The 24,726-nt window shown below is 56.8% G+C and carries 20 protein-coding genes; 12 read left to right on the top strand and 8 right to left on the bottom strand.

Annotation, left to right across the window (positions count from 1 at the left end; genetic code table 11):
• The first annotated feature begins 109 nt into the window (after window positions 1-109).
• Genes dacB through pmrB form a run of 3 tightly spaced genes read left to right on the top strand, consistent with a single transcriptional unit; the run spans window position 110 to window position 3,260 of the window.
• A complete protein-coding gene (dacB, locus tag WFP70_RS22105) occupies window positions 110-1,543 on the top strand; it encodes a serine-type D-Ala-D-Ala carboxypeptidase (RefSeq protein WP_058959462.1) in 1,434 nt (477 codons plus the stop codon).
• On the top strand, window positions 1,543-2,205 hold the full coding sequence (gene pmrA / locus WFP70_RS22100) for a two-component system response regulator PmrA (protein WP_034826547.1): 663 nt from the start codon (window positions 1,543-1,545) through the stop codon (window positions 2,203-2,205). The genes dacB and pmrA overlap by 1 nt, the downstream gene beginning before the upstream one ends.
• A complete protein-coding gene (pmrB, locus tag WFP70_RS22095; protein ID WP_160868488.1) occupies window positions 2,202-3,260 on the top strand; it encodes a two-component system sensor histidine kinase PmrB in 1,059 nt (352 codons plus the stop codon). Before pmrA ends, pmrB begins: the two co-directional genes overlap by 4 nt.
• Here pmrB and WFP70_RS22090 read toward each other — a convergent pair.
• Window positions 3,257-5,530 carry a TonB-dependent siderophore receptor gene (locus tag WFP70_RS22090; RefSeq protein ID WP_337024434.1) on the bottom strand — a complete coding sequence of 758 codons (2,274 nt, stop codon included), beginning with the start codon at window positions 5,528-5,530 and terminating at the stop codon, window positions 3,257-3,259. The two genes, pmrB and WFP70_RS22090, sit on opposite strands and share 4 nt — an antisense overlap.
• A gap of 260 nt (window positions 5,531-5,790) precedes the next feature.
• On the opposite strand from WFP70_RS22090, the gene fes reads away from it, so the two are divergent.
• A complete protein-coding gene (gene fes, locus WFP70_RS22085) occupies window positions 5,791-7,002 on the top strand; it encodes an enterochelin esterase (RefSeq protein WP_337024433.1) in 1,212 nt (403 codons plus the stop codon).
• A gap of 32 nt (window positions 7,003-7,034) precedes the next feature.
• On the top strand, window positions 7,035-10,949 hold the full coding sequence (locus WFP70_RS22080; RefSeq protein ID WP_337024432.1) for an enterobactin synthase subunit F: 3,915 nt from the start codon (window positions 7,035-7,037) through the stop codon (window positions 10,947-10,949).
• A 206-nt stretch (window positions 10,950-11,155) separates the two neighbouring features.
• Here WFP70_RS22080 and WFP70_RS22075 read toward each other — a convergent pair whose 3' ends face one another.
• The 3 genes from WFP70_RS22075 to fepD are packed head-to-tail and all read right to left on the bottom strand — an operon-like array spanning window position 11,156 to window position 13,919.
• On the bottom strand, window positions 11,156-11,953 hold the full coding sequence (locus WFP70_RS22075; protein ID WP_337024431.1) for an ATP-binding cassette domain-containing protein: 798 nt from the start codon (window positions 11,951-11,953) through the stop codon (window positions 11,156-11,158).
• A complete protein-coding gene (gene fepG, locus WFP70_RS22070) occupies window positions 11,950-12,933 on the bottom strand; it encodes an iron-enterobactin ABC transporter permease (protein WP_058959456.1) in 984 nt (327 codons plus the stop codon). Before fepG ends, WFP70_RS22075 begins: the two co-directional genes overlap by 4 nt.
• Window positions 12,930-13,919: a Fe(3+)-siderophore ABC transporter permease gene (gene fepD / locus WFP70_RS22065; protein ID WP_337024430.1), complete on the bottom strand. Its 990-nt coding sequence runs from the start codon at window positions 13,917-13,919 to the stop codon at window positions 12,930-12,932. Before fepD ends, fepG begins: the two co-directional genes overlap by 4 nt.
• 139 nt (window positions 13,920-14,058) lie before the next feature.
• Between fepD and entS the strand changes: the two genes are divergently transcribed.
• On the top strand, window positions 14,059-15,309 hold the full coding sequence (gene entS, locus WFP70_RS22060; protein ID WP_337024429.1) for an enterobactin transporter EntS: 1,251 nt from the start codon (window positions 14,059-14,061) through the stop codon (window positions 15,307-15,309).
• On the opposite strand, the gene fepB is transcribed toward entS, so the two are convergent.
• Entirely contained in the window at window positions 15,304-16,269 is a 966-nt protein-coding gene (fepB, locus tag WFP70_RS22055; protein WP_337024428.1) for a Fe2+-enterobactin ABC transporter substrate-binding protein, read from the bottom strand. The genes entS and fepB overlap by 6 nt on opposite strands.
• Window positions 16,270-16,445: 176 nt before the next feature.
• Between fepB and WFP70_RS22050 the strand changes: the two genes are divergently transcribed.
• The 5 genes from WFP70_RS22050 to WFP70_RS22030 are packed head-to-tail and all read left to right on the top strand — an operon-like array spanning window position 16,446 to window position 21,301.
• Window positions 16,446-17,627, top strand: a complete 1,182-nt coding sequence (locus WFP70_RS22050; protein WP_045833015.1) for an isochorismate synthase — start codon at window positions 16,446-16,448, stop codon at window positions 17,625-17,627.
• 10 nt (window positions 17,628-17,637) lie between these two features.
• On the top strand, window positions 17,638-19,254 hold the full coding sequence (locus WFP70_RS22045) for a (2,3-dihydroxybenzoyl)adenylate synthase (protein WP_337024427.1): 1,617 nt from the start codon (window positions 17,638-17,640) through the stop codon (window positions 19,252-19,254).
• A gap of 19 nt (window positions 19,255-19,273) precedes the next feature.
• Complete coding sequence (locus WFP70_RS22040) at window positions 19,274-20,128, top strand: isochorismatase family protein (RefSeq protein ID WP_337024426.1); 855 nt, start codon at window positions 19,274-19,276, stop codon at window positions 20,126-20,128.
• Window positions 20,125-20,883: a 2,3-dihydro-2,3-dihydroxybenzoate dehydrogenase gene (dhbA, locus tag WFP70_RS22035; protein ID WP_182057551.1), complete on the top strand. Its 759-nt coding sequence runs from the start codon at window positions 20,125-20,127 to the stop codon at window positions 20,881-20,883. The genes WFP70_RS22040 and dhbA overlap by 4 nt, the downstream gene beginning before the upstream one ends.
• A 1-nt stretch (window position 20,884) precedes the next feature.
• Entirely contained in the window at window positions 20,885-21,301 is a 417-nt protein-coding gene (locus tag WFP70_RS22030; protein WP_058962126.1) for a hotdog fold thioesterase, read from the top strand.
• Between the two features lie 146 nt (window positions 21,302-21,447).
• Here WFP70_RS22030 and cgtA read toward each other — a convergent pair whose 3' ends face one another.
• From cgtA to rplU, 3 genes are all read right to left on the bottom strand, one after another.
• Window positions 21,448-22,623, bottom strand: a complete 1,176-nt coding sequence (cgtA, locus tag WFP70_RS22025; RefSeq protein ID WP_034826592.1) for an Obg family GTPase CgtA — start codon at window positions 22,621-22,623, stop codon at window positions 21,448-21,450.
• Window positions 22,624-22,872: 249 nt separating this feature from the next.
• Window positions 22,873-23,130, bottom strand: a complete 258-nt coding sequence (gene rpmA / locus WFP70_RS22020) for a 50S ribosomal protein L27 (RefSeq protein ID WP_003851093.1) — start codon at window positions 23,128-23,130, stop codon at window positions 22,873-22,875.
• 15 nt (window positions 23,131-23,145) lie between these two features.
• Complete coding sequence (rplU, locus tag WFP70_RS22015; protein ID WP_034826596.1) at window positions 23,146-23,457, bottom strand: 50S ribosomal protein L21; 312 nt, start codon at window positions 23,455-23,457, stop codon at window positions 23,146-23,148.
• Between the two features lie 254 nt (window positions 23,458-23,711).
• Here rplU and ispB point away from each other — a divergent pair, with 254 nt between their 5' ends.
• Window positions 23,712-24,683: an octaprenyl diphosphate synthase gene (gene ispB, locus WFP70_RS22010; protein WP_038649473.1), complete on the top strand. Its 972-nt coding sequence runs from the start codon at window positions 23,712-23,714 to the stop codon at window positions 24,681-24,683.
• Window positions 24,684-24,726: the final 43 nt, after the last annotated feature.

Genomic DNA, 24,726 nt, shown 5'->3' with positions numbered 1-24,726 from the left:
TTGCATTTTGATACGTATTTTACCCCAGAGTTCCCTGTGGGTCATCGTTTACTTTGCACCGCCTCGGGACGTAGTATTGACGCCTTCACCCGTCAGTTACCGCGAGATTATGCGATTTTCACGACTTGTTACCGGATTAACCTGTGCGTTTATGCTGCAGGCACAAGCAGCCCCCGTTGAAGAATACATGCAGTATTTGCCAGACGGCGCAAACCTGGCGCTGATGGTACAAAAAGTGGGCGCATCAACCCCGATAATCGACTATCACGGCAAACAGATGGCATTGCCGGCCAGTACCATGAAGGTGATTACCGCGCTGGCGGCCCTGCTGGAACTCGGTCCGGACTTCCGTTTTCAAACCACGATGGAAACCAAGGGTGCAGTCAGCGATGGCACGCTCAATGGCGACTTAGTGGCGCGCTTTGGTGGCGATCCGACACTGAGCCGTCAGGATCTGCGCAACATGGTGGCGGCCCTGAAAAAGCAGGGCATTACGCATATCAAAGGCAATCTGGTGATCGACACGTCCGTGTTCGCCAGCCACGATATGGCACCCGGCTGGCCGTGGAATGACCTGACGCAGTGCTTCAGCGCCCCACCTGGGGCGGCCATTGTCGACAAAAACTGCTTCTCAGTCTCGCTCTATAGCGCCACCACGCCGGGCGAAAACGCCTTTGTGCGCATTGCGTCCTATTATCCGGCACATATGTTCAGTCAGGTGCGTACCATTGGCCGCAACAGTGGTGATGGGCAATATTGCGAACTGGATGTGGTGCCAGGCGAACTGAACCGCTACACGCTGACCGGCTGCATGCGCCAACGCGCCGAACCCTTGCCGCTGGCGTTTGCGGTGCAAGATGGTGCCGCCTGGGCGGGCGAAATCCTCAAGGCCGAACTGCGTGCCGCGGATATCGATTACAGCGGCCATTTAGTGCGTCAGACGCAGGTTACCTCACCGGGAACCGTGCTCGCGTCGACGCAATCCGCGCCGCTGCACAATCTGCTGCACACCATGCTGAAGAAATCGGACAACATGATTGCGGATACGGTGTTCCGCACCATCGGCCATCACTATTTCAACGTACCCGGCACGTTCCGCGCCGGTTCTGATGCGGTACGCCGCATACTGCGTGAAAAAGCGGGCGTCGATCTCGGCAACAGCATTCAGGTCGATGGTTCAGGCCTGTCGCGTCACGATTTAATTGCGCCAGATACCATGATGCAGGTACTGCAATACATTGCGAAAAACGACTCAACGCTGAACTATATTTCGATGCTGCCGTTGGCGGGTTATGACGGCACGTTGCAATATCGTGGTGGCCTGCATGAAGCCGGACTGGATGGCAAAGTCTCAGCAAAAACCGGTTCGCTGCAGGGCGTTTATAATCTGGCTGGATTTATTACCACTTCCAGCGGTGCACGTGTCGCCTTTGTGCAGTATCTTTCTGGTTATGCGGTGCCGCCTGAAGATCAGAAAACGCGGCGCATTCCTCTGGTACGCTTTGAAAGCCGCCTCTACTCGGATATCAACAAAAACAACTGATGAAATTGCTGATCGTTGAAGATGACGCGCTGTTGCAATCGGGCCTGGCTCAGGCCCTTAGCGCACAAGGATATGCTGTTGACTGCGCGAGTACTGCTGCAGAGAGTAATGCTTTCTTACGCAGTGGGCAGTACAGCCTGATCGTTCTGGATCTGGGTTTACCGGATCGCGATGGTGCCACGCTGCTGCGTCAGTGGCGGCGCGATGGCATCAACGTACCGGTGTTGATCCTGACGGCGCGTGATGCACTGGAGGATCGCGTGGATGGCCTGGATGCCGGTGCCGACGATTATCTGGTCAAACCCTTCGCGCTGGTAGAACTGCAGGCACGCGTGCGTGCACTGATTCGTCGTTTTCAGGGCCACAGCGATAATTTGCTGCAACAAGGTGATCTCACCCTCAATCTCAGTTCGCAGCAGGTTTTGCTGGAAGAGCGTCCACTGGAAATTACCCCAAAAGAGTTCGCACTGCTGACGCGCTTGTTAATGCGCGTCGGTCAGAATGTCCATCGCGAAACGCTGCAGCAGGATCTCTATAGCTGGAATGACGATCCCGGATCTAACACCTTAGAAGTTCATATCCACAATCTGCGCCGTAAGCTCGGAAAAGATCGTATCAAAACCGTGCGTGGCGTGGGCTACCGCCTGGAAGTGCGCGAATGAATAGCATGCGTCAGCGGTTACTGATTATGCTGGCGCTGATTCTCCTCACCTGCCAGGTGATGAGCGCCATCTGGTTATGGCATGAGAGTCGCGAACAGATCAGTTTCCTGGTCAACGAAACGCTGTCTGCTCAGGCGCGTAACGACCGCGTCGAGAATGAGATCCGTGAAGCCATCGCTTCCCTGCTGTTGCCTTCACTGGTGATGATCGCTCTGACGCTGCTGCTGTCATTCTGGGCGATTAACTGGATCATTCGTCCATTACGATCCCTGCAGGATAGCCTCGCCCATCGCTCCGCCGATAATCTCACCCCGCTGCCGGTTTATTCAGAAATGGATGAAATCGTTGCCGTGACCACCTCCATTAATCAGCTATTTTCGCGGCTCGACCACACGCTACAACAGGAACGCCTCTTCACCGCCGATGCCGCGCATGAATTGCGTACCCCTTTGGCCGGTTTACGTCTGCACCTTGAACTGCTGCACCAGCAGAACGTGCCGCAGAGTGAGATGCTGATTGAACGTATCGACCAGTTGATGCACACCGTGGAGCAACTACTGATGCTGTCGCGAGCCGGCCAGGCGCTGGCAGGCGGTCACTATCAGCAGTTGCTGTGGCAAAAAGACATCATGCAGCCGCTGCAGCCGGAAATGGCCGAACTTTATGCACAGCGACAGCAAACACTGCACTGGCCGCACGGCAAAGATATTCCGCAACAGGGTGAAGCCGTGTTGCTGCGCCTGATGCTGCGTAATCTGCTGGAAAACGCCTCACGCTACAGCCCGGAAGGCAGTGATGTGAAGGTGAAAATGCAGCAGGACAAGCAGCAGGTGATTATCGAGGTGTGGGATCAGGGGCCGGGCATTGAGGCCGATGCGGCAGAAGAACTGACGCAAGCCTTCCGCCGTCGCGATCAGCGCTACGGTGGCAGCGGATTAGGTCTGAACATTGTGCTGCGCATTGTACAGATGCACCGTGGCAGGCTGGAGCTGGTCAACCGTAAAGATAGCAGCGGGCTGATTGCCCGCTGCTATTTACCGCATCAACTGCTTTAGAAGTGAGTGTTGAGGCTCATGTAGTAAGTACGGCCTGACTCGTTATAAGTATTGGCACCCGCACCGTACAGGTAGGCACCTGTTGTGGCGTTACCGGTGGTTTGCGCATTACCTTCGCGGAAGTGACGCTTATCAAACAGGTTGTCGATACCCAGGGTGACGCTGGCGTACTTATTCACATCATAAGTCCCGCTCAGGCCAATGATAGAGTAAGGACTCACTTTTTCGGCCGCGCTTCCCGTCACCGGTTGACCTTTGTAGTCATACTTTTTCGGTGTTTGCGTGCCGTACCAGGTCAGGGTGGTTTGCAGCGACAGATCCTGCGTTGCCTGCCAGCTCAGCGTCGAGTTCAGAGTGTATTCCGGGATGATCGACAGACGATCGCCGGTTTCTTTGTTCTTACTCTGCAGCATATAAGTGAAGTTGTTGTTCCACATCACGCTATCCGAGAACGGCACATTCACCGTACCTTCCAGCCCTTCCACCACCGCTTTCGGTACGTTTTCCCACTTGTAGATATCCGTGGTGCCGTTTGAGGCTTTACCAACGGCTGCGTAACCCGCTTCAATCTTGTTGCGGTAATCGTTACGGAACCAGGTCAGACCCGCCTGATAGCCTTCGTGTTTCCACTCCAGTCCAATCTCTTTGTTGAAACTGTTTTCGGCTTTCAGGTCTGGGTTACCTTGCAGATAACAGGCACCCGTGCTGGCAGCACAGCCCTGACCGTTGCTGTACAGCAGGTAGTTCGGGTTAGTCTGGTACAGGCTTGGCGCTTTATAAGCCAGGCCCGCCCCCATCTTCAGTGTGAAGTCATCACCCAAACCTTGCGACAGGTTCAGAGACGGGCTCCAGTTGTTACCCACAATCGAGTGATGATCGAAACGCAGACTCGGCGTCAGCATGGTGCTGTCGGTCAGTTCCATGTTGTCTTCAGCGAACAGCGAGAAGATTTCCGCCTGCGAATACGGGCTACGACCGGTATTCGACACGCCAGGTACAGAACCATAGTTAGCAGCCTGAGTGGTTGAAGAGGGATCCTTCATGCTCTGCTGGTTCCATTCGGCGCCCAGCGTTGCCGTCTGATTAATCAGCCACTCAAACGGAATGCTAACTTCGCTGTGCAGCAAAATATCGTCTAACTGAATGGTGTTGAAACCATCGTTAGAGAAGATACCTTCCGTACCGCCCGCCAGACCTTCATTGATACGGGTGTTACGGGTTTTCTCGTAGCGCGCATAGGTATTGGTACTGACACCGTTATCCCAGGCACCGGTCCATTTCAACGAGATATTCTGGCGATACAGGCGGTTAGTTTCATCGCCATAGAGGCTTTTCACCAGCGCACTGGTGTTGGTGTTCTGCGTATCGCCTGCGTAAAGGTTGCCTTGACGGCTGTAACCCGCTTGCAACTCCAGGGTTTGCATCGGAGCAAATGCCCAGCTCAGTAACGCATTGATATCTTTGTTGACCGAGCCTTCGCGACCCGAAGGATAGCTGCCCGCATACGTACCGGTACGCGCTGCCGCATGGCCTTCGTTGATGTCATAAGCATCGGCCTGGGTTTTCGCTAAGCCACCGTACAAGCGGAAGTTGAAGTCATCACCCAGCGGCCCTTCGAGGCTGAAGTTAGTGCGTTTGGTCGCGCCTTCCGATTTGTGTTCCGGCGCATTGAAGTAGGTATTCCACGAACCGTGCCACTGCTGATCGGTATATTTCCTGGTGATAATGTTAACCACACCGCCTGCTGCGCCGTTACCGTAACGCACCGCGGCCGGGCCACGAATCACATCAATGCGTTCGATCATTTCTGGCGGCACCCAGTTGGTATCACCGCGCGTATCACGCTCACCACGCCAGCCCAGACGTACGGAGTTGCGGCTGGTGATCGGCATACCATCCACCATAATCAGGGTGTTTTCCGGGCCCATGCCGCGAATATCGATCTGGCGATTGTTACCGCGCTGGCCACTGGTGGAGTTACCGGTCAGGTTAACGCCCGGCATGGTGCGAATAATTTCAGAGACATCACGTGCAGGCGGATGCTTTTTAATTTCATCTGCTGTGATGGTGGAAACGCCGGGTGCCTGCAGGTTTTGCTGCTGGGCGGTCACCATCAACGTGCCGCCGTTCATCGATTCGGCGTCGGTAGTGGATTGGCTGCTGGTCGTCTTGCTGGAAGTGTCTGCTGCCCAGGCGCTGCCTGAGAGCAGTGAGGCGCTCAGCCCCAGTTCAATCAAAATAGCTAATGATAATCGTGAGTAACGCGTCATTGTTTTTCATTCCTGGATGGCCAGTAAAATGCCGTTGGATTCTTAACTGGCGAGCCGGTGAGAATATCCCTGTCCTTATCGCGCCCAGTTCCAGACCTGGCAGTGCCATCCGTTGCGTAACCTTCCAGGAAGGAAAGAGTCAGGCGGAACGAGCGTGCTCTTTTGAGCGGAAACACCCTATTGCAAATGCAAATAGTTATCAATAGTATTAATTATTAATCTTATGTAAATCTTTCCCTACACAGTGACTGGCAGCCCCTATGACCTGGCGAAATGATGTAACCGGTAGCGAAGCCTGGTGGCAGGAGCAACAAACTCAGGGTATTCCGCGAATTGACCCTCAGCAGGATGGCACCTGCCTGGTGACCTTCTTCTGGCGCGATCCCCAAGGCAGCGAAAAAACATCAGCGACTCAGCGTGTATGGATCAACATCACTGGCGTGACCGATCACCACCAGAAACGTCCACCTCAGTCATTGGTGCGCGTAACGGGTACCGATGTGTGGTACTGGCAAACTGCGCTGCCATCAAACTGGCGCGGCAGCTACTGCCTGATGCCCGATGAGCAGGCAACCGACTTTAGCGGTGAAGCGGACATGTATGCCTTGCGAAACTGGTGGCGTGACAAATTCCCCACGGCGAAGGCCGATCCCCTGAATACACTGCGCGGCTGGGCCGGTGGGCGTGGCATGGGCGTTTCGCCGCTGCATCTCCCGCAGGCCCCTGACCAGCAAATCTGGCAAGCCGTGGATGATGGCAGCGCATCGGCTGTTTCTTTGCAACAATATCAGTGGGATAGCGCGTTACTAAGTAACAGTCGCAAAGTGTGGATTTATGCCACCGGCGAATCCGATAACGCGCAACGTCCACTGGCCATTCTGCTGGATGGGCAGTTCTGGGCGAATCAAATGCCGATTGCCGGGCCATTGCAGCAACTTACTGACGCAGGGAAACTCCCACCTGCCGTTTATCTGTTTATTGACATCATCGATCGTGAACACCGTAGTCGTGAACTGCCCTGTAATCCGCAGTTCTGGCAAGCCGTGCAGCAGGAGTTACTGCCGCAGGTGGCGCAATGGGCACCCTATCGCCAACAGGCAGACAGCACGCTGGTGGCTGGACAAAGTTTCGGCGGGCTGGCATCGGTGTTTGCCGCGCTGCATTTCCCGGAGACGTTTGGCAATGCGCTGAGCCTCTCTGGATCATTCTGGTGGCCCGAACGTGGCAACCCATACGGCTGGCTGTTGCAGGCGCTGGATAGCGGACTGGCTCCGAAACAGCCGCTGCGTTTCTGGCTGGAGGCGGGTAAACGTGAAGGCCTGATTCTGCAAGCCAATCAACAATTAGAACAAAAACTTACCGCTGCCGGCTATCAGGTGAATTACCTGCCGGTGGAGGGCGGCCATGACGCGCTATGCTGGCGCGGTGGTCTGCTCGACGGTCTGCAAGCCCTGTGGCGCAATCCGACTTAACTTCATCACGCAGGACGCAAACCGGAGCACAGATGTCTGAATCTCTGATGAACAAAACCATGACCGACCAACACACCTTGCCCTTAGTGGCAGCCCAGCCCGGCATCTGGATTGCCGACCAGCTGACCCAGCACCACAATGCATATGCAGTAGCGCACTTTGTCGAATTGTCCGGCGCCATCGACACAGACCTGCTCGCGCAGGCCATCGTGGCTGGCATGCAGGAAGCCGATACGCTGAATATGGCGTTTGCCGAAGTCGAGGGCGAAGCACTGCAGTGGCTGCAACCGCAGACGTTCAGTGCGCCAAAAATCGTGGATTTGCGCGCTGACACCGATGCCGCCACCAAAGCCCGCGCGTTAATGCGTGAAGACATGAACGGTGATCTACGCGTACTGAGCGGTGCACCTTTATGGCATCACACGCTGTATCGCATTGGCGATCAGCACTGGTTCTGGTATCAGCGTTATCACCACTTAGTGGTGGATGGTTTCAGCTTTACCGCCATCACTCGCCGTATTGCTAACCTTTACACTGCCGCCGTACAGCAGCAAGAGGCCGAGCCAACGCCGTTCATCCCGTTTAGCGAAGTCGTCGAAGAGTACCAGCGTTATCAGGAATCCTCTTCATTCACGCGCGATGGTGATTTCTGGCGCGAGAAAGGCGCAGCGCTGCCCTCACCGGCTTCGCTATCACCGCTGCCGCTGGCTGGACAAAGCGCGACCACCGATCTGCTGCGCCACAGCGTGACGCTCGATCGCAGCACCTTCCAAACCCTGGTGAATCAGCATCCACAATCCAGCGCTGCTGACCTGGCCTTTGCGCTGGTGGCGCTGTGGCTGGCGCGACTCAGCGGACAAAATGATTTCGCCGCTGGATTCATCTTTATGCGCCGCATCGGATCCGCCGCGCTGTGTGCCACTGGTCCGGTGATCAACGTGCTGCCGATGGCCGTGCATTACGATCCCACCCAGCCGCTGAGTGCGCTGGCTGCCCAACTGGCTGGTGAAGTGAAGAAAATGCGCCGCCACCAGCGTTATGACGCGGAACAGGTGCAGCGCGATCTCGGACGTTTGGGCGATGGTGACCCTCTGTACGGTCCGGTGATCAACCTGAAGATGTTTGACTATCAACTCGATTTTGCTGGCGTTGAAGGCATAACCCATCAGCTGGCATCAGGCCCGGTGCGCGATCTGGAAATCGCTATCTACATCAGCGAACAGGGTGAACTAACGCTGGAGTTGCTGGCGAATGCGGAGCGATATAGCGAATCGACGCTGATTCGCCACGCCAGCCGTTTTGCTTTGCTGCTGGATCAGCTGGCGGAGCAACCGCAGCGTACGTTGGGTGAACTGGATCTGCTAACCGCAGAAGAGCACGTACAAATTGCCGGTATCAACCAGACCGCGCACCCTGTTCCGGCAGAAACGCTGGCCTCACTGTTGGCGCAACAGGCCGCGCGTACGCCTGATGCCCCGGCGCTGGCTGATGCGACGCACCAGTTAAGCTACCGTGAGATGCAGCAGCAGTTGTATGCTCTGGCAGCGGATCTTAGTGCAGCGGGCGTCCAGCGCGGTGATATCGTCGCAGTGGCATTGCCGCGTTCAGTGCAGCTCTCACTGGCACTGCAGGCGATTGTGTCGCTCGGCGCGGCCTATCTGCCGCTCGATACCGGCTACCCCGACGAACGTTTGCAGCTAATGCTGGAAGATGCCGCCCCCAAAACGCTGATCACCTCAGTGGAATTGAGCGCCCGCTTTAGCGCTATCGATTCTGTTAAGCAGCTGCACTTTGATGCGCTCTATACCGCGCCAGACGCGCCACCACCCGCCAGCGAGCCGACACCACAGGATGGCGCTTACATCATCTACACCTCAGGATCTACCGGGCGTCCGAAAGGCGTATTGGTCGGTCATGAGGCGATCGTCAACCGCCTGTTGTGGATGCAGGATCGCTATCCGCTGCAAGCCGACGACGTGGTATTGCAGAAAACCCCAAGCAGTTTCGATGTATCCGTATGGGAATTCTTCTGGCCGCTGCTGGTAGGCGCGCAACTAGTGATGGCACCGCCGGAAGCGCACCGCGATCCTGAAGCTCTTCAGCAGTTGTTTGCGCGTTACAAAGTGACTACCACGCACTTCGTCCCTTCGATGCTGGCCGCCTTTGTCGCGGCGCTGGACAGTGCGCCAGCGATTGCCTGCTGTGGCAGCTTGCGTAACGTCTTCTGTAGCGGTGAAGCACTGCCGACCGATCTGTCGCGTGAATGGGAAAAACTGACGCAGGTACCACTGCACAACCTGTACGGCCCGACCGAAGCGGCAGTGGATGTCAGCTGGTATCCGGCGTTTGGCGAAGCGTTGGCAGCCGTTGAAGGGGCCAGCGTGCCGATTGGTTTCCCGGTGTGGAATACCGCACTTCGCATTCTTGATGCGCGTATGCAGCCGGTGCCGCCGGGTGTGGCGGGCGATCTTTACTTAACCGGCGTACAGCTGGCACACGGCTATCTTGGCCGCCCGGATCTGACCGCCAGCCGCTTTATCGCCGATCCTTTTGCCGCTGGCGAGCGCATGTATCTGACCGGGGACGTGGCGCGCTGGCTGGATAACGGCGCGGTGGAATACCTCGGACGCAGCGACGATCAGCTGAAGATCCGTGGCCAGCGTATAGAACTTAACGAAATCGATCATGTGATGAGCGCACAGCCCGGTATCGAGCAGGCAGTCACGCACGCGGTGGTACTCGGCGGTGCCGCTGCACAAGGCGGTGACGCGCGTCAGCTGGTGGGTTACGTCGTCGCAGAGCACGTTGTCGATGGCGACGCGCTGCGTGATGCACTGGCGCAACGGCTGCCTGCACATATGGTGCCGGTGGCAATTGTACAGCTCGATGCCTTCCCGCTGAGCAGCAACGGTAAATTGGATCGCAAAGCTCTGCCGCTGCCAAAAAATGCAGCTGACAGCGTGGGCCGTGAACCGCATCCCGGTCTGGAAACCCAATTGGCGCAGGCTTTCTGCCAGTTGCTGGCGCGTGACACCATCAGCGCCCAGGATGATTTCTTCGCCCTCGGTGGACACTCACTGCTGGCAATGCGCTTAGCTGCCCAGCTGCGCCGCGAACTGCAACAGCCGGTTTCGGTGGGGCAGATTATGGTGGCTTCAACGGTGGAAAAACTCGCCCGGTTGCTGAGCGATACTCAATCGCATCAGCAGGCAGGTTTTGAAGCCGTTCTGCCGCTGCGTCAGGGCAACGGTCCGACACTGTTCTGCTTCCATCCGGCGTCGGGTTTTGCCTGGCAGTTCAGTATTCTACAGCGCTATCTCGATCAGCGCTGGTCGCTGGTGGGGATTCAGTCGCCGGATACCCAGAGCCCGCTGAACCAAAGCGCGCATCTCGATGAAGTGTGTGATGCGCATCTGCAAACCTTACGTAACGTGCAGCCGCACGGGCCGTACTTCTTCCTGGGTTATTCGCTGGGCGGCACGCTGGCACAAGGTATTGCGGCACGACTGGAAGCGGCAGGTGAAGAGGTAGCCTTCCTCGGCCTGCTCGATACCTGGCCGCCGGAAACGCAGAACTGGGATGAAAAGCGTGGCGAGAATGTGCTGGATCCGGCGGTGCTGGAAGAGGTGAATCGCGAGCGCGAGCAGTTTATCGCTGCCCAGCGCCATCAGGCGGGCGAAGAGATGCGCGCGATGTTCGATACCATCGAAGCCAACTACGCCAGTTCGGTGCGTCTGTTGGCCACCGCGCGCAGTGCGCGTTTCAACGGTCGCGCCACACTGTTCCTCGCCGAGCAGACGCAGCAGCCCGGTCAGGATGCGCGTCGCGCCTGGGCACCGTATGTCGGTGAGTTAGAGGTTTGGCCGATGGATTGTGCACACGTGGAGATTATTTCTCCGCAGATGTTTGAGCAGATTGGCCCGCTGTTGCAGCGGATATTAGGCTAACGTCAGCCGATTTCCGGGAGGTCGAGGGGCCTCCCGGCGATAACTGATCTGCCTTGTACAGGGGCTGGGATGAAGCCTCACTGCGATCAACCTGCCTGCCCTGTGCAGGGCACTGCGTTAAGACCTCCCGACACGATGCTCCACTGTGGTGTGCCGGTCACAGCATTTAGATTCCCGCGATAACATGCTTTGTGCAGCCAGACCGCTTACTTTCCTCTTCCCAGCGGCACGATCATTGGCGTGTGCGCCACCGGATCTTCCACAATCACGCAGCGTAAACCGTACACCTGTTCAATCAACGCGGGTGTTACGATCTCTGCGGGCTTGCCTCCGGCCAAAATCTTGCCGTGACGCATGGCGATCAAATGGGTGGCATAACGGCAGGCGTGATTAAGATCGTGCAACACCACCACCAGCGTGCGGCCGTGCTGCTGATTCAACTCCTGCATCAGTTCCAGCAGTTCAATCTGATGGGTGATATCCAGCCAGGTGGTCGGCTCATCCAGCAGTAATAGCGGCGTTTGCTGCGCCAGCACCATGGCAATCCATACGCGCTGACGCTGCCCGCCGGACAAAGTATCCACTGGCTGCTGCGCCAAATCCGCCACGCCGGTTGCCCGCATCGCGCTTTGCACCGCCTCTTCATCTTCACTGCGCCAGCGGCCAAACAGCGCTTGATGTGGGTAACGCCCACGTGCCACCAGTTCGGTAACGCTGATGCCCGCCGGTGCGTTGGAACTCTGCGGCAGCAGCCCGAGCCGCCGCGCCACCTCTTTGGTCGGGTAACGCGCTATCGCTTCACCATCCAGATACACCTCGCCTTTCAGCGGAGTATTAAGACGGCTCAGGGTGCGCAGCAAAGTGGATTTACCGCAGGCGTTGGGGCCGATAATCACCGTCAGCTCGCCTTCCGGAATCGCCACCGACAGATTTTCTGCCACCACTTTCTTGTCGTAGCCGAGCGTCAGGCCTTCGCCATACAGCCGTGAAGGGATATCGATCATTGGCGTCGCGCCTCCCGCACCAGTAACGCAATCAGATAAAGTCCACCGAGGCTGACGGTAATCACGCCAACCGGTAATTGATAAGGAAGGAACAAATGCTGTGCGGCAAAATCGGCCGCAATCAGCAACAGTGCGCCACACAGCGCCGCCAGCAGCAGCGCGCCTTTCTCGCCGCCGCCGAGTCGACGCGCGATCTGCGGCGCCAGCAGCGCCACAAAGGAGATCGGCCCCACCAACGCGGTAGATGCCGCAGTCAACACTACACCAATCAGCATCAGCAGCAGCCGACTGCGCTCTACCGGCACGCCGAGCGCGCTGGCGGTATCATCACCCATCTCCAGCAAACGCATGCGCCGGGTGAGCAACGCCATCAGCAGCAGCGACAGCAACAATACGCCAATCACCGGCGGCGTTTTCGCCCAGGTGATGCCGTTAAGCGACCCGGCACTCCACAATCCGGCACTGAGCGCGGATTCCAGCGAAGCACTGATAATCAGCCAGGCATTCAGCGCCATCAGCAACGCGCGCACGCTGATACCAACAATAATCAGGCGGAAGGTTTCCACCCCGTTGCGCCAGGCAAACAGATACACCAATGCTGCCGTGCCGATACCGCCAACCAATGCTGCACCGGTCATGGCGGCGATGCCCTGATTGAACAGCACCAGCGCCACTAGCACCCCGCTATAGGCACCGGTATTGAAACCGAGAATATCCGGGCTGCCGAGCGGGTTGCGCAGCAGTGACTGGAAAATCGCGCCGCTGACGCCCAGTGCCGCGCCAATCAGCAGCGCCATTAGCACACGCGGCAGTCGCCACTCTAAAACGATCAGCTTGACGTTGCTGGCACCGTTTCCCGCCAGCACCTGCCAAAACTGCTCAGCACCAATCGGCAATGCGCCTCGCGTCATCGCCAGATACGCCAGCAGTGCGCATCCGAGCAACAACCACGTCGTATGTAATCCAACCCGACGTGTCATAGTGCACCTCGCCCGAGTTTACGGCGCACCAGCACAATCAACACCGGTGCACCCAACATTGCCGTGACGATGGAGACGCGCAGTTCACCCGCCACCAGTAGTCGTCCCAGAATATCTGCTGCCAGTAGTAGAATCGGGGTAATGATCGCCGTGGCGGGCAGCATCCAGCGATGATCGTTGCCGACCATCCAGCGTGCAAAATGCGGTGTCATCAGTCCGATAAAAGCAATAGGCCCCACTGCAGCCGTCGCCGCACCACACAACAACGCAATCGCCACTAAACCAAGCAGTTGCGTGCGCGCCACCCGAGTGCCCAGCGCGGTCGCCATATCGCCGCCCATGCTTAAACTGTTCAACGCCTGCGACAAATAGAGTGCCACGACGCTGCCGACCAGCACGGCCGGGAACAGCGTACGCAATACGGTGAAATTGCGGATATCCAGCGAGCCGCTGTGCCAGAAACGCAGATGATCATAAATATCGGGATTGAGCAGTGACAGACCAGACGTCAGGCCATCCAGCACCGCGCCCAGCGCTACGCCGGCTAACGTCAGGCGTACCGGATTGACTCGCCCGCCGCCAATCGCCCCCGTCATCGCCACCAGCAATGACGCCAGCAGTGCACCGGCAAACGCGAAGCCGAGCCAATCGAGGGGAGAATCCGCGCCAAACAGCGCAATGCCGATCACCACCGCAAACCCGGCACCTGCGTTAACGCCGAGAATGCCCGGATCGGCCAGTGGATTGCGCGTCAGGCTTTGCATCAGTGCGCCTGCTAACCCAAGGGCGACACCCGCCAGCAATCCGGCCAGAGTGCGCGGCAGGCGTGCATCACGCACAATCACGCACTCAGCGTTGTTACAGCCTGAGGTAAGAGAATGATAAACATCGGAAATGGGTATCGATTTTGCCCCCAGCATCAAGCTGAGCGCGATGAGGAGCAAGAGCAGAATCCCTGAGCCTGCTAATGCACGGATCTGGCGCATCGTTCTAAACCTTCACTGTTCAACGTCGTCGCATGCGCAACGCAATTTGATAATGGTTATCGTTATTACTCGCGTTTGCCTATGTTACCATGACTCGCCTCGCGGACGATGAGGAAAATTGGTGCAAAAAGGCGAACAAATGAACAAATCTTCCCACTTTATCGATCTCTCCCTGCTGAAAACCCATGCGGCATTTCGCGCAGTATTTATTGCCCGATTCATCTCGATTGTCGCATTAGGCATGCTCGCCGTGGCGGTGCCAGTGCAGATTCAGCAGATGACGCACTCCCCGCTTTTGGTAGGATTGGCCGTCACCCTCGCCGCATCCGGTATGTTTATTGGCCTGCTGACCGGCGGGGTGTTAGCCGATCGCTACGAGCGTAAAAAACTGATTTTGCTTGCCCGATCCACCTGCGGCTTGGGCTTTATCGCGCTGGCTATCAACGCTGCGCTGCCGCAGCCTTCACTGATTGCGGTGTATCTGCTGGGATTCTGGGATGGCTTCTTTGGCGCGATTGGCGTCACGGCGCTGCTGGCGGCCACACCGGCGCTGGTGGGGCGCGAAAACATTATGCAGGCCGGCGCCATCACCATGCTGACGGTGCGCTTTGGCTCCATCCTCTCGCCGGCCATTGCCGGACTGGTCATTGCGCACGGCGGCGTGGTGTGGAACTACGGCTTAACCGCGTTTGGCACACTGATTACCGTACTGACGCTGCTGAAATTACCGCAACTCCCGCCACCGCCTCAGCCGCGCGAACATCCGCTGAAGTCGTTGGCCGCCGGGGTGCAATTCCTGTTTGCCAGCCCGATTGTCGGTATGGTGGCGCTGATCGGTGCTCTGGTCACTCTGGCCAGCGCAATTCGCGTGCTCTACCCCGCTCTCGCACCACATTGGTCAGTGAGTGCTAACCAGCTTGGCATGCTCTACGCAGCCGTGCCGCTGGGTGCCGCCATCGGCGCGTTCACCACCGGTAAACTGAAACATGCAGCCCGACCGGGACAGCTGGTGCTGGGCAGTGCGGTGGCCGGATTTATCGCGCTGGGATTATTCAGTCTGATGCCCAATCTGCCGCTGGCGCTGCTGTGTCTGGTGGCGTTTGGTTATTTCAGTGCCATCAACAGTCTGGTGCAGTACGCGATGATTCAACTGCTGACGCCAGACCATCTGCTGGGCCGCATTAACGGCTTGTGGACCGCGCAAAATGTCACCGGAGATGCGATCGGTGCGGCGATGATTGGGGCCATGGGATCGTGGTTATTGCCGCCACAGGCTGCCGCCGCGTTTGGTTTTGCGGCAGCGGTGTTGGGGATTGTGATGTGGTGTGTAATGGGCCGTTTACGTCGTTATGCGCCGCCAGCCCCTGAGCTGGCGGAGCAGGCATCATGATTTAACGAACAGTTTCTCCAGACGCGCCAGCAGATTGCTGGCGCTGTAGTAATCCAGACGGAACGAATCGACGCCAAGCGGGAATACCTGCTTATCCTTAACCGCCGCGTTTTGCGCGAGGAACGGATTGGCGATCACCGACTGCGTGGTTTTGTCATCAGCCGCAAACAGCAGGAAGGTTTTGCCCGTCAAACCGCTTCCCACATTCTCACCCGAGAGCTGAATGATGTCTTTACGCTGGCCCATGCTGTGGCCTTGCTGCACGCTGGCGGGTGGAACGGCGAGGGTAAAGCCAAGCTGTTCCAGCAGTTTGCCCTGCGCTGACTCCGTGGTCCACACGTTGACGGCACGCCCATCGCCGTTCCACACCATGGCAGACACGGGCTGCGGCGGTAAGGTGATGGCTTTTTTCAACGCTGCTTCACGATCGTCAAAAGCCTTCACCCGCTGTGCAGCCTGCGCTTCGTGACCGGTTGCCTGGCCTAGCAGCGTCACCACATCCTGCCAGCTCTTGTCGTCGTAATTCACCACCAGCGTCGGTGCGATGGCGGAAAGCTGGCTGGCGAGTTTAATCGCAGAATCATTACCTGTGGCGCTCACCAGAATCAGGTCTGGTGCTTCTGCGGCCACCGCTTCGGCACTCGGCTCGCCAATATAGAGACGTTTTACATGGCGCTGTTTTGCCACCTCACCCCATTGACGGAAAAAACCCTGATCGTCGGCCAGACGGCTGTTCGGAGCGGTCGCACCGGAGGCCACCACCGGTGCATCAATTGCCAGCAATGATCCAGTTAAGGTGACGCTGGTTGAAACAATACGCTGCGGAGCTTTGTTTAAGGTAATTGAACCCTTTGCCCCCTGCACCGTGCGCGGCCATCCCTGTTCTGCCTGTGCCAGCCCTGTGAAAGTCTGGAAAATAAACAACAGGGCTGTCAGTCCCAATAAACCGCATTTATTCATAAGTTTTGGTCCACCTTTTAGCTTATTGCACGGCTCGACGTCACCTTCCGATTACGCCTAATCATGCGGGAAATCCCGCGAATGGATTGACTCTTTTGTCCAATCGACGTAGGTTACAGGCCCATAATAAAAATGATAATCATTCTTAATAATCTTATCATTTATAGGTGAAAATTATGGTGGAATCATCCATGTTTGAAAATGCCTTATTAGAGGATTTTTCTGCGTTATGCCGTGGGTTCCTCTTTACCTCGCCGTGGCGAAGCCTCGCGACTCAAGGCTGCTATACCACGATAACCACCTCTGTGGCAGACGCTGCATCATTGCAGGGTGATTTTCAACTTCAGCTGCATCAACATTTTGCGGCGGCAAAACAACAAGGCATTGAGAATCCGATCCTGGTGGGTGCGATCCCGTTTGACGTGAGTCAGCCTGCGGCCCTGTTTATTCCTGAAACGTATCAAACTTTTCATCGTGCCGACCTACAGAATGCGCTGCCTGCGGCTGCCAGTGAGCTGCCGCAGGTACGTCGTCGCGTGGCGGTGCCGGATCACGATGTCTTTACCCAAATGGTGGCCGATGCGGTGACAGCAACGCAACGTGGTGACCTCGATAAAGTGGTGCTGTCGCGCCTGATGGATATTGTCACCGAGCAGCCAGTGGATACCGCGGCGCTGATGCAACGCGTCATTGCGCAGAATCCGAATAGCTATCACTTCCATCTGCCGCTGCCACAAGGCGGTGCACTGGTGGGGGCCAGCCCGGAGCTGATGCTGCGTAAGCAGGGCCGCGATTTTAGCTCGTGCCCGCTGGCGGGCTCAGCACGTCGTGATCACCACGATAGCCAACAGGATCAGGCAGCGGGCAATACGCTGATGGACTCCAGCAAAGATCGTCATGAACACCAGTTGGTCACAGATGCGATGCGCGATACGCTGCAACCGCGCAGTCGCCTGCTGTCCGTGCCGACGGTACCGTCATTGATCACCACCGCGACCTTATGGCACCTCGCGACGCAAATCGATGGTGAGGTGCAGGATGATCGTGAGAACGCCTTGTCGCTGGCCTGCCTGCTTCATCCGACCCCCGCATTAAGCGGCTTCCCACACCAGCGTGCTCAGCAGCTGATTCAGCAGCTAGAGCCTTTTGATCGTCAGCTGTTTGGCGGCATTGTGGGATGGTGTGACAGTGAAGGAAACGGTGAATGGGTGGTGACAATTCGTTGTGGCACCGTGCACGGTGCACGCGTGCGACTGTTTGCGGGCGCAGGCATCGTTGCCGATTCCCAACCTGAATCAGAATGGCGCGAAACCGGCGTGAAGCTGGATACCATGTTGCGCGCTTTTGGACTGCAATAAAGGAAAGAGCATGAGCATTCCCTATACCCGCTGGCCTGAAGATTTGGCTGCGCGCTATCGCGAAAAAGGCTATTGGCTCGATGTGCCAATGACCGATATCCTGGCGCGTCATCAAGAGAATGATGCAATCGCGGTCATCGACGGCGATCGTCAAATCAGCTATCGCGAGCTGAATCAGCTAACCGATAACCTCGCGGCAGCCCTGCAGCGCCGTGGCCTGCAACAGGGTGATACTGCGTTAGTGCAGCTAGGCAACGTGGCGGAGTTTTACGTCACGGTCTTTGCGCTGTTTAAACTGGGCGTAGCATCCGTCTTCGCGCTGTATAGCCATCAGCGCACCGAGCTGACCGCCTATGCCGCGCAGATTGAGCCTAAACTGCTAATTGCCGATCGCTGTCACGCGCTGTTTGGCGATGACACCTTTATTGGTGCGCTTTGTGCCGCTCAACCGTCACTGCAGCAGATCATCCTGCGCAATGACGGTGATAAAGAAAACACCCTCGAAGCTTTGATGGCGGAAGCGGCGGGCGATTACCAGCCAACGCCAACTGCTGCCGATGAAGTGGCGTTTTTCCAGCTCTCCGGTGGCAGCACCGGGACACCAAAATTGATTCCGCGCACGCACAACGATTACTACTACAGTATTCGCGCCAGCGATGAGATCTGTGAAGTCACGGCTGACACGCGTTATCTGATCGCCCTGCCCGCACCGCATAACTTCGCTATGAGCTCACCGGGTTCACTTGGTGTGTTTTATGCCGGGGGCCAGGTGATCCTCGCCGCAGATCCCAGCGCTACGCTGTGCTTCCCGCTGATTGAGAAGCACCAGGTCACCGATACCGGTCTGGTGCCACCCGCAGTGAGCCTGTGGCTGCAGGCGATTCAGGAATGGGGTAGCAACAAGCAGCTGGCTACGCTGCAGCGCATTCAGGTCGGCGGCGCGAAGCTCGGCGAAACCCTGGCGGCACGCATTCAGAGCGAAATTGGCTGCCAGCTACAGCAGGTGTTTGGCATGGCCGAAGGTCTGGTGAACTACACCCGCTTCGGCGATGACGAGAAAACCGTGCTGACCACTCAGGGCCGACCGATTTCTGAAGATGACGAAGTCTGGGTGGCAGATGAACACGGCAATGCGCTGCCGCACGGCACAGTGGGTCGCCTCATGACACGCGGTCCGTACACCTTCCGTGGCTATTACAAAAGCCCCGAGCACAATGCCGCCAGCTTTGATGCTAACGGCTTTTACTGCTCCGGCGATCTGATTGAGATCAATCCGCAGGGTTACATCACCGTGCAGGGCCGCGAGAAGGATCAGATCAACCGTGGCGGCGAGAAGATCGCCGCAGAAGAGATCGAGAATTTGCTGCAGCGCCATCCGGATGTGATTCATGCCGCGCTGGTGTCGATGACTGATGAACTGATGGGTGAAAAAAGCTGCGCCTTTATTGTTGCCAGCCAGCCGATCAAAGCGGTGGCGCTGCGCCGTCATCTGCGCGATCTCGGTGTCGCCGAGTTTAAATTACCCGATCGTATTACCTGCGTAGATGCCCTGCCACTGACCCCGGTTGGCAAGGTGGATAAAAAACGTTTACGCCAACAGCTTGCTGACCAACAAGCGCAAGCCTGAACCTATTCCGGAGATTGTAATGGCTATTCCAAAACTGAATTCTTACGCGCTGCCTGCCGCCACTGAACTGCCGACCAACAAGGTGAAATGGACCGTTGAGCCACAGCGTGCTGCCCTGCTGATCCATGATATGCAGGCTTATTTCCTGAATTTCTGGGGCGAGAACAGTCCGCTGATCGATCGGGTTGTGGAGAACATTGCCCGCCTGCGCGCCTACTGCAAAGCGCATGGTATTCCGGTGTTCTACACCGCGCAGCCCAACGAGCAGAGCGATGCCGATCGCGCACTGCTCAACGACATGTGGGGACCAGGCCTGAATAAGCATCCGGATCAACAGAAGATCGTAGATGCACTGGCGCCAGATCAGGACGATCAGGTGTTAACCAAATGGCGTTACAGCGCCTTTGTCCGCTCGCCGCTGGAATCGATCCTGCAGGAGATGGGCCGCGATCAGCTGATCATTACCGGCGTTTACGCCCACATCGGCTGCCTGACCACCGCCACTGACGCCTTTATGCGTAACATCCAGCCGTTTATGGTGGCGGATGCGCTGGCCGACTTCAGCCGTGAAGAGCACATGATGGCACTGACCTACACCGCTGGCCGCAGCGGCAAAGTGGTGATGACCGCCGATCTGATGCCGCTGCCGCTGAGCAAAGACGATCTGCGTGCGCTGATTCTGCCGCTGCTGGAAGATGACGATGTGCCAGAAGATGATGAAAACCTGATCGACTACGGCCTGGATTCCGTACGCGTGATGGCGCTGGCGGCGCGCTGGCGCCAGGTGCACAACGACATCGATTTCGTTAGCCTGGCAAAAAATCCGAGCATTGATGGCTGGTGGGCACTACTGTCACGGACGCCTGCCAAATGAGTGCCTCTTTCGACTTTAACGGAAAAATCGTCTGGGTAACCGGCGCGGGTAAAGGCATTGGTTACCACACGGCGCTGGCATTCCATCAGGCCGGCGCACAGGTGATCGGCTTCGATCTGCGTTTTGAGCAGCCCGACTACCCGTTTGCCACTCAGGTTCTGGATGTAGCGAATGCGGCGGAGGTGAAAGCCGTGTGCCAGCGTCTGCTGGCTGAGCAGCCTCGTCTGGATGTGCTGGTCAACGGCGCCGGGATCTTGCGCGTCGGCAGTACCGAAGCACTCGCATTCGAAGACTGGCAGGCGTGTCTGGCGGTGAACGCCGGTGGCGCCTTCAATATGTTCCAGCAAACGCTGCCGGTATTCCGCCAGCAGCGCGCGGGGGCGATTGTTACCATCGCTTCTAACGCGGCTCACGCGCCACGTCTCGGCATGTCCGCTTATGGCGCTTCCAAAGCCGCACTACGTAGCCTGTGCCTCACCGTCGGTCTGGAAATGGCACCGTTTGGCGTGCGCTGCAACATCGTTTCACCGGGTTCAACCGATACCGATATGCAACGAAGCCTGTGGCATACGCCGGAAGCAGAGCAGGAGATGATCAACGGCTTCCCGGATCAGTACAAGTTGGGGATCCCACTGCGTAAGATCGCGAAACCGCAAGAGATCGTGAACAACGTCCTGTTCCTGGCCTCGGATCTTGCCAGCCACGTGGTGCTGCAGGATATTGTGGTCGACGGTGGCGCAACGCTGGGATCCTGATATGGCAATCTGGAAACGATCGGTTGATCTGGCAACCTTAAATACCCTGGGGGATAACTCGCTGGTGTCGCACGTCGGCATCGTGTTCACGGTGATTGGCGACGATTACCTTGAGGCAACTATGCCAGTGGATACCCGCACGCAGCAGCCGTTTGGCCTGCTGCACGGCGGTGCGTCAGTGGTGCTGGCGGAATCGATGGGATCGATTGCCGGTTATCTGAGTGTGGAAGAGGGAAAAAGTGTGGTGGGGATTGAGGTCAGTGCCAGCCACCATCGCGCGGTGAGCAGCGGTGAAGTGCGCGGCATCTGCCGTCCTTTGCACCTTGGCGCACGCAACCAGAGCTGGGAAATTGAGATTCGCAATGGACGCGATCAACTGTGCTGCACATCGCGATTGACGGTGGCGGTGCTGGGGTAATTTTCCGCGACGGCCCTCACCTCCTTATTCCAGGGGGAAGAATCATCGCGCCGGATTGCTGCACACGATGCCCTTTCATCGGGAGATGAAAATGGCACTCAGCAGCCATAAAAAAAGCGGCCAATTGGCCGCTTTCTGTTTTGCGATTAACGCTGGTAAATGATTTCGACGCCTTCGTCGTCTTCCTCGTCCCAGTCGTCATCCCAATCGTCGTCTTCTTCCACTTCCTGAGCGGTTTCCATGGCTTCGCGGTGATAATCATCCCACATGAAGGCCACTTTCTCCGGCTCTTTCGCTTCTTCTTCCGCTTCTTTCGGGTTCTCGATGATGAAGGTCATCACGTCCCAGCAGAGATCTTTCACGCCGTCATGGCTGGCCGCAGAAATCAGGTAGTATTTGTCTTCCCAGCCCAAAGCTTCCACAACCGCTTTAGCGCGGCTTTCCGCTTCTTCACGGTCCAGCAGGTCACATTTGTTAAACACCAGCCAGCGTGGCTTCTGGAACAGCTTCTCGCTGTATTTTTCCAGCTCACCCAGGATGATGCGGGCGTTTTCGACCGGATCGGATTCATCGATCGGCGCAAGGTCGATCAGGTGCAACAGTACACGGCAACGCTCAAGGTGCTTCAGGAAGCGAATCCCCAGACCGGCACCATCCGCTGCGCCTTCAATCAGGCCAGGGATATCGGCGACGACGAAGCTCTTTTCGTTGTCCATGCGCACTACACCAAGGCTTGGCACCAGAGTGGTAAACGGATAATCCGCCACTTTTGGTTTAGCCGCAGACACGGAACGAATAAAAGTCGATTTACCGGCATTCGGCAGACCAAGCATACCGACATCAGCCAGCAGCATCAGTTCCAGTTGCAGGTCACGCTTCTCGCCCGGCGTACCCATGGTCTTCTGACGTGGGGAACGGTTAACCGAGGATTTAAAACGCGTATTACCCAAGCCGTGCCAGCCGCCTTTGGCGACCATCAGCTTCTGCTCGTGGCGCGTCATGTCACCCAGCGTTTCGCCAGTACCCTGGTCAATCACGCGGGTACCGACAGGCACCTTGATAATGATGTCTTTGCCGCGTTTACCGGTGCAATCACGGCTCTGGCCATTTTGACCACGTTCGGCGCGGAAAGATTTCTCGAAGCGATAGTCGATCAGGGTATTCAGGTTTTCATCCGCCAGCAGGTAAACGTCACCGCCGTCACCGCCGTCGCCGCCGTCCGGGCCACCGCGTGGAATGTATTTTTCGCGGCGGAAGCTGACGCAACCATTACCGCCATCGCCTGCGACCGCAAGGATCGTCGCTTCATCTACAAACTTCATTTTATTTCTCCGTCACGCTATCGTTCGCGGCGACTAAAGCACAGCAAACGGGTCCGCCAGGGTCTTCTGCGCTGACCGGCGGCGGATAATACAAGACTGGCAAAGCCAGGAGTACATAAATTGTACAGCAAACTGCGCGTTTTGGTCAGAGGGAATCCCGCAACCTGCGGCAGAATGTAAAAAGCCCCGCAAAGCTGCGGGGCCTTCAATTCGTGTGTTCAGACGTTAACCGTCCGCGTCACAACAACCTTACTCAGCAACGATGCTGATGTACTTACGGTTGTTAGGACCTTTAACTTCGAATTGTACTTTACCGTCTGCGGTAGCAAACAGGGTGTGGTCACGACCACAACCTACATTGGTACCTGCGTGGAATTTGGTGCCACGCTGACGAACGATGATGCTACCTGCCAGAACAGATTCACCACCGAAACGCTTAACACCCAGACGTTTTGCATTGGAGTCGCGACCGTTACGAGTCGAGCCACCAGCCTTTTTATGTGCCATTTGTCAGATCTCCTCTTACGCGCCGATCACAGTGATTTTCACATCAGTGAACCACTGACGGTGACCAGCTTGCTTACGGTAGTGTTTACGACGACGAAACTTAACAATCTTAACTTTCTCGCCACGACCGTGAGCAACAACTTCTGCCTTGATCACACCGCCTGATACCAGTGGCGCGCCGATTTGCACGTCTTCGCCATTTGCAATCATCAGAACCTGGTCGAACTCAATGGTTTCGCCGGTTGCGATGTCCAGCTTTTCCAAGCGAACGGTCTGACCTTCGCTTACTCGGTGTTGTTTACCACCACTTTGGAAAACCGCGTACATATAAAACTCCGCTTCTGCGCATGCCTTTCTATTCATCAGGCGGCGCGATAAATATTCACAATAGGGCGCGAATTCTACGCAAATCTCTAGCAGAAGACAAGTGCACTTTGCACTCTCTTGCAGAAAAAAAGCGCAGGACGAATGCAAACGTTTCTCAGCCCGATTTTTCAAGTACAATCAGTAACAGATTACCTGAACTCACGCTGGGTAAAAGCGCTTACCATGCAAAATACGAGTCAAAGCTGAACAGACGAATGAACTTAGAACAGATTAATGAATTAACCGCGCAGGACATGGCGGCCGTCAACCAGACCATCCTCGACCAGCTGAATTCAGATGTCTCACTGATTAATCAGTTGGGTTACTACATCATCAGCGGCGGAGGCAAACGTATCCGGCCCATGATCGCGGTGCTCTCGGCACGTGCGCTGAACTATCAGGGATCGCTACATGTCACCAATGCGGCGCTGATCGAATTTATCCACACGGCGACTCTGCTGCACGATGATGTGGTGGATGAATCCGATATGCGCCGTGGCAAAGCCACTGCCAATGCCGCGTTCGGTAATGCTGCCAGTGTGCTGGTGGGGGACTTCATCTACACCCGCGCGTTTCAGATGATGACCAGCATGGGATCCTTAAAGATCCTCGCGCTGATGTCTGAAGCAGTGAACGTGATTGCGGAAGGTGAAGTGCTGCAGCTGATGAACTGCAACGATCCCGATATCACGGAAGAGAGCTACATGCGCGTCATCTACAGTAAGACCGCGCGCCTGTTTGAAGCGGCTTCTCAAGCCTCCGCGATTCTGGCTGAAGCCACGCCGGCGCAGGAAAAAGCGCTGCAGGATTATGGTCGCTATCTGGGTACCGCTTTCCAGTTAATTGACGATTTGCTGGATTACAGTGCGGATGGCGAAACCCTGGGTAAAAATACCGGTGATGACCTGAGCGAAGGCAAGCCGACACTGCCGCTGCTCCATGCCATGCACAACGGTACACCAGAGCAAGCTCAGATGATCCGCAAAGCAATCGAAGAAGGCAACGGTCGCCATCTGCTGGAACCGGTACTGGATGCCATGCAACAAACTGGCTCGCTGGAATGGACGCGCAAACGCGCTGAAGAAGAGGCGGATAAAGCCATTGCTGCTCTGCAGGCCCTGCCAGAAACGCCGTGGCGTAGTGCACTCGAAGCATTGGCCCACATGTCAGTGCAGCGTGATTTCTGATTGCTATTACGGGGCGGCATAGCCCCGTTTTCTTTCCTGCCTC

It is taken from the genome of Pantoea sp. USMM079, assembly GCF_037153115.1.
GTDB classification, from domain to species: Bacteria; Pseudomonadota; Gammaproteobacteria; order Enterobacterales; family Enterobacteriaceae; genus Pantoea; species Pantoea communis.
The sequence above is the reverse complement of the archived record's forward strand: the minus strand, read 5'-3'. Positions and strand labels throughout refer to the sequence as shown.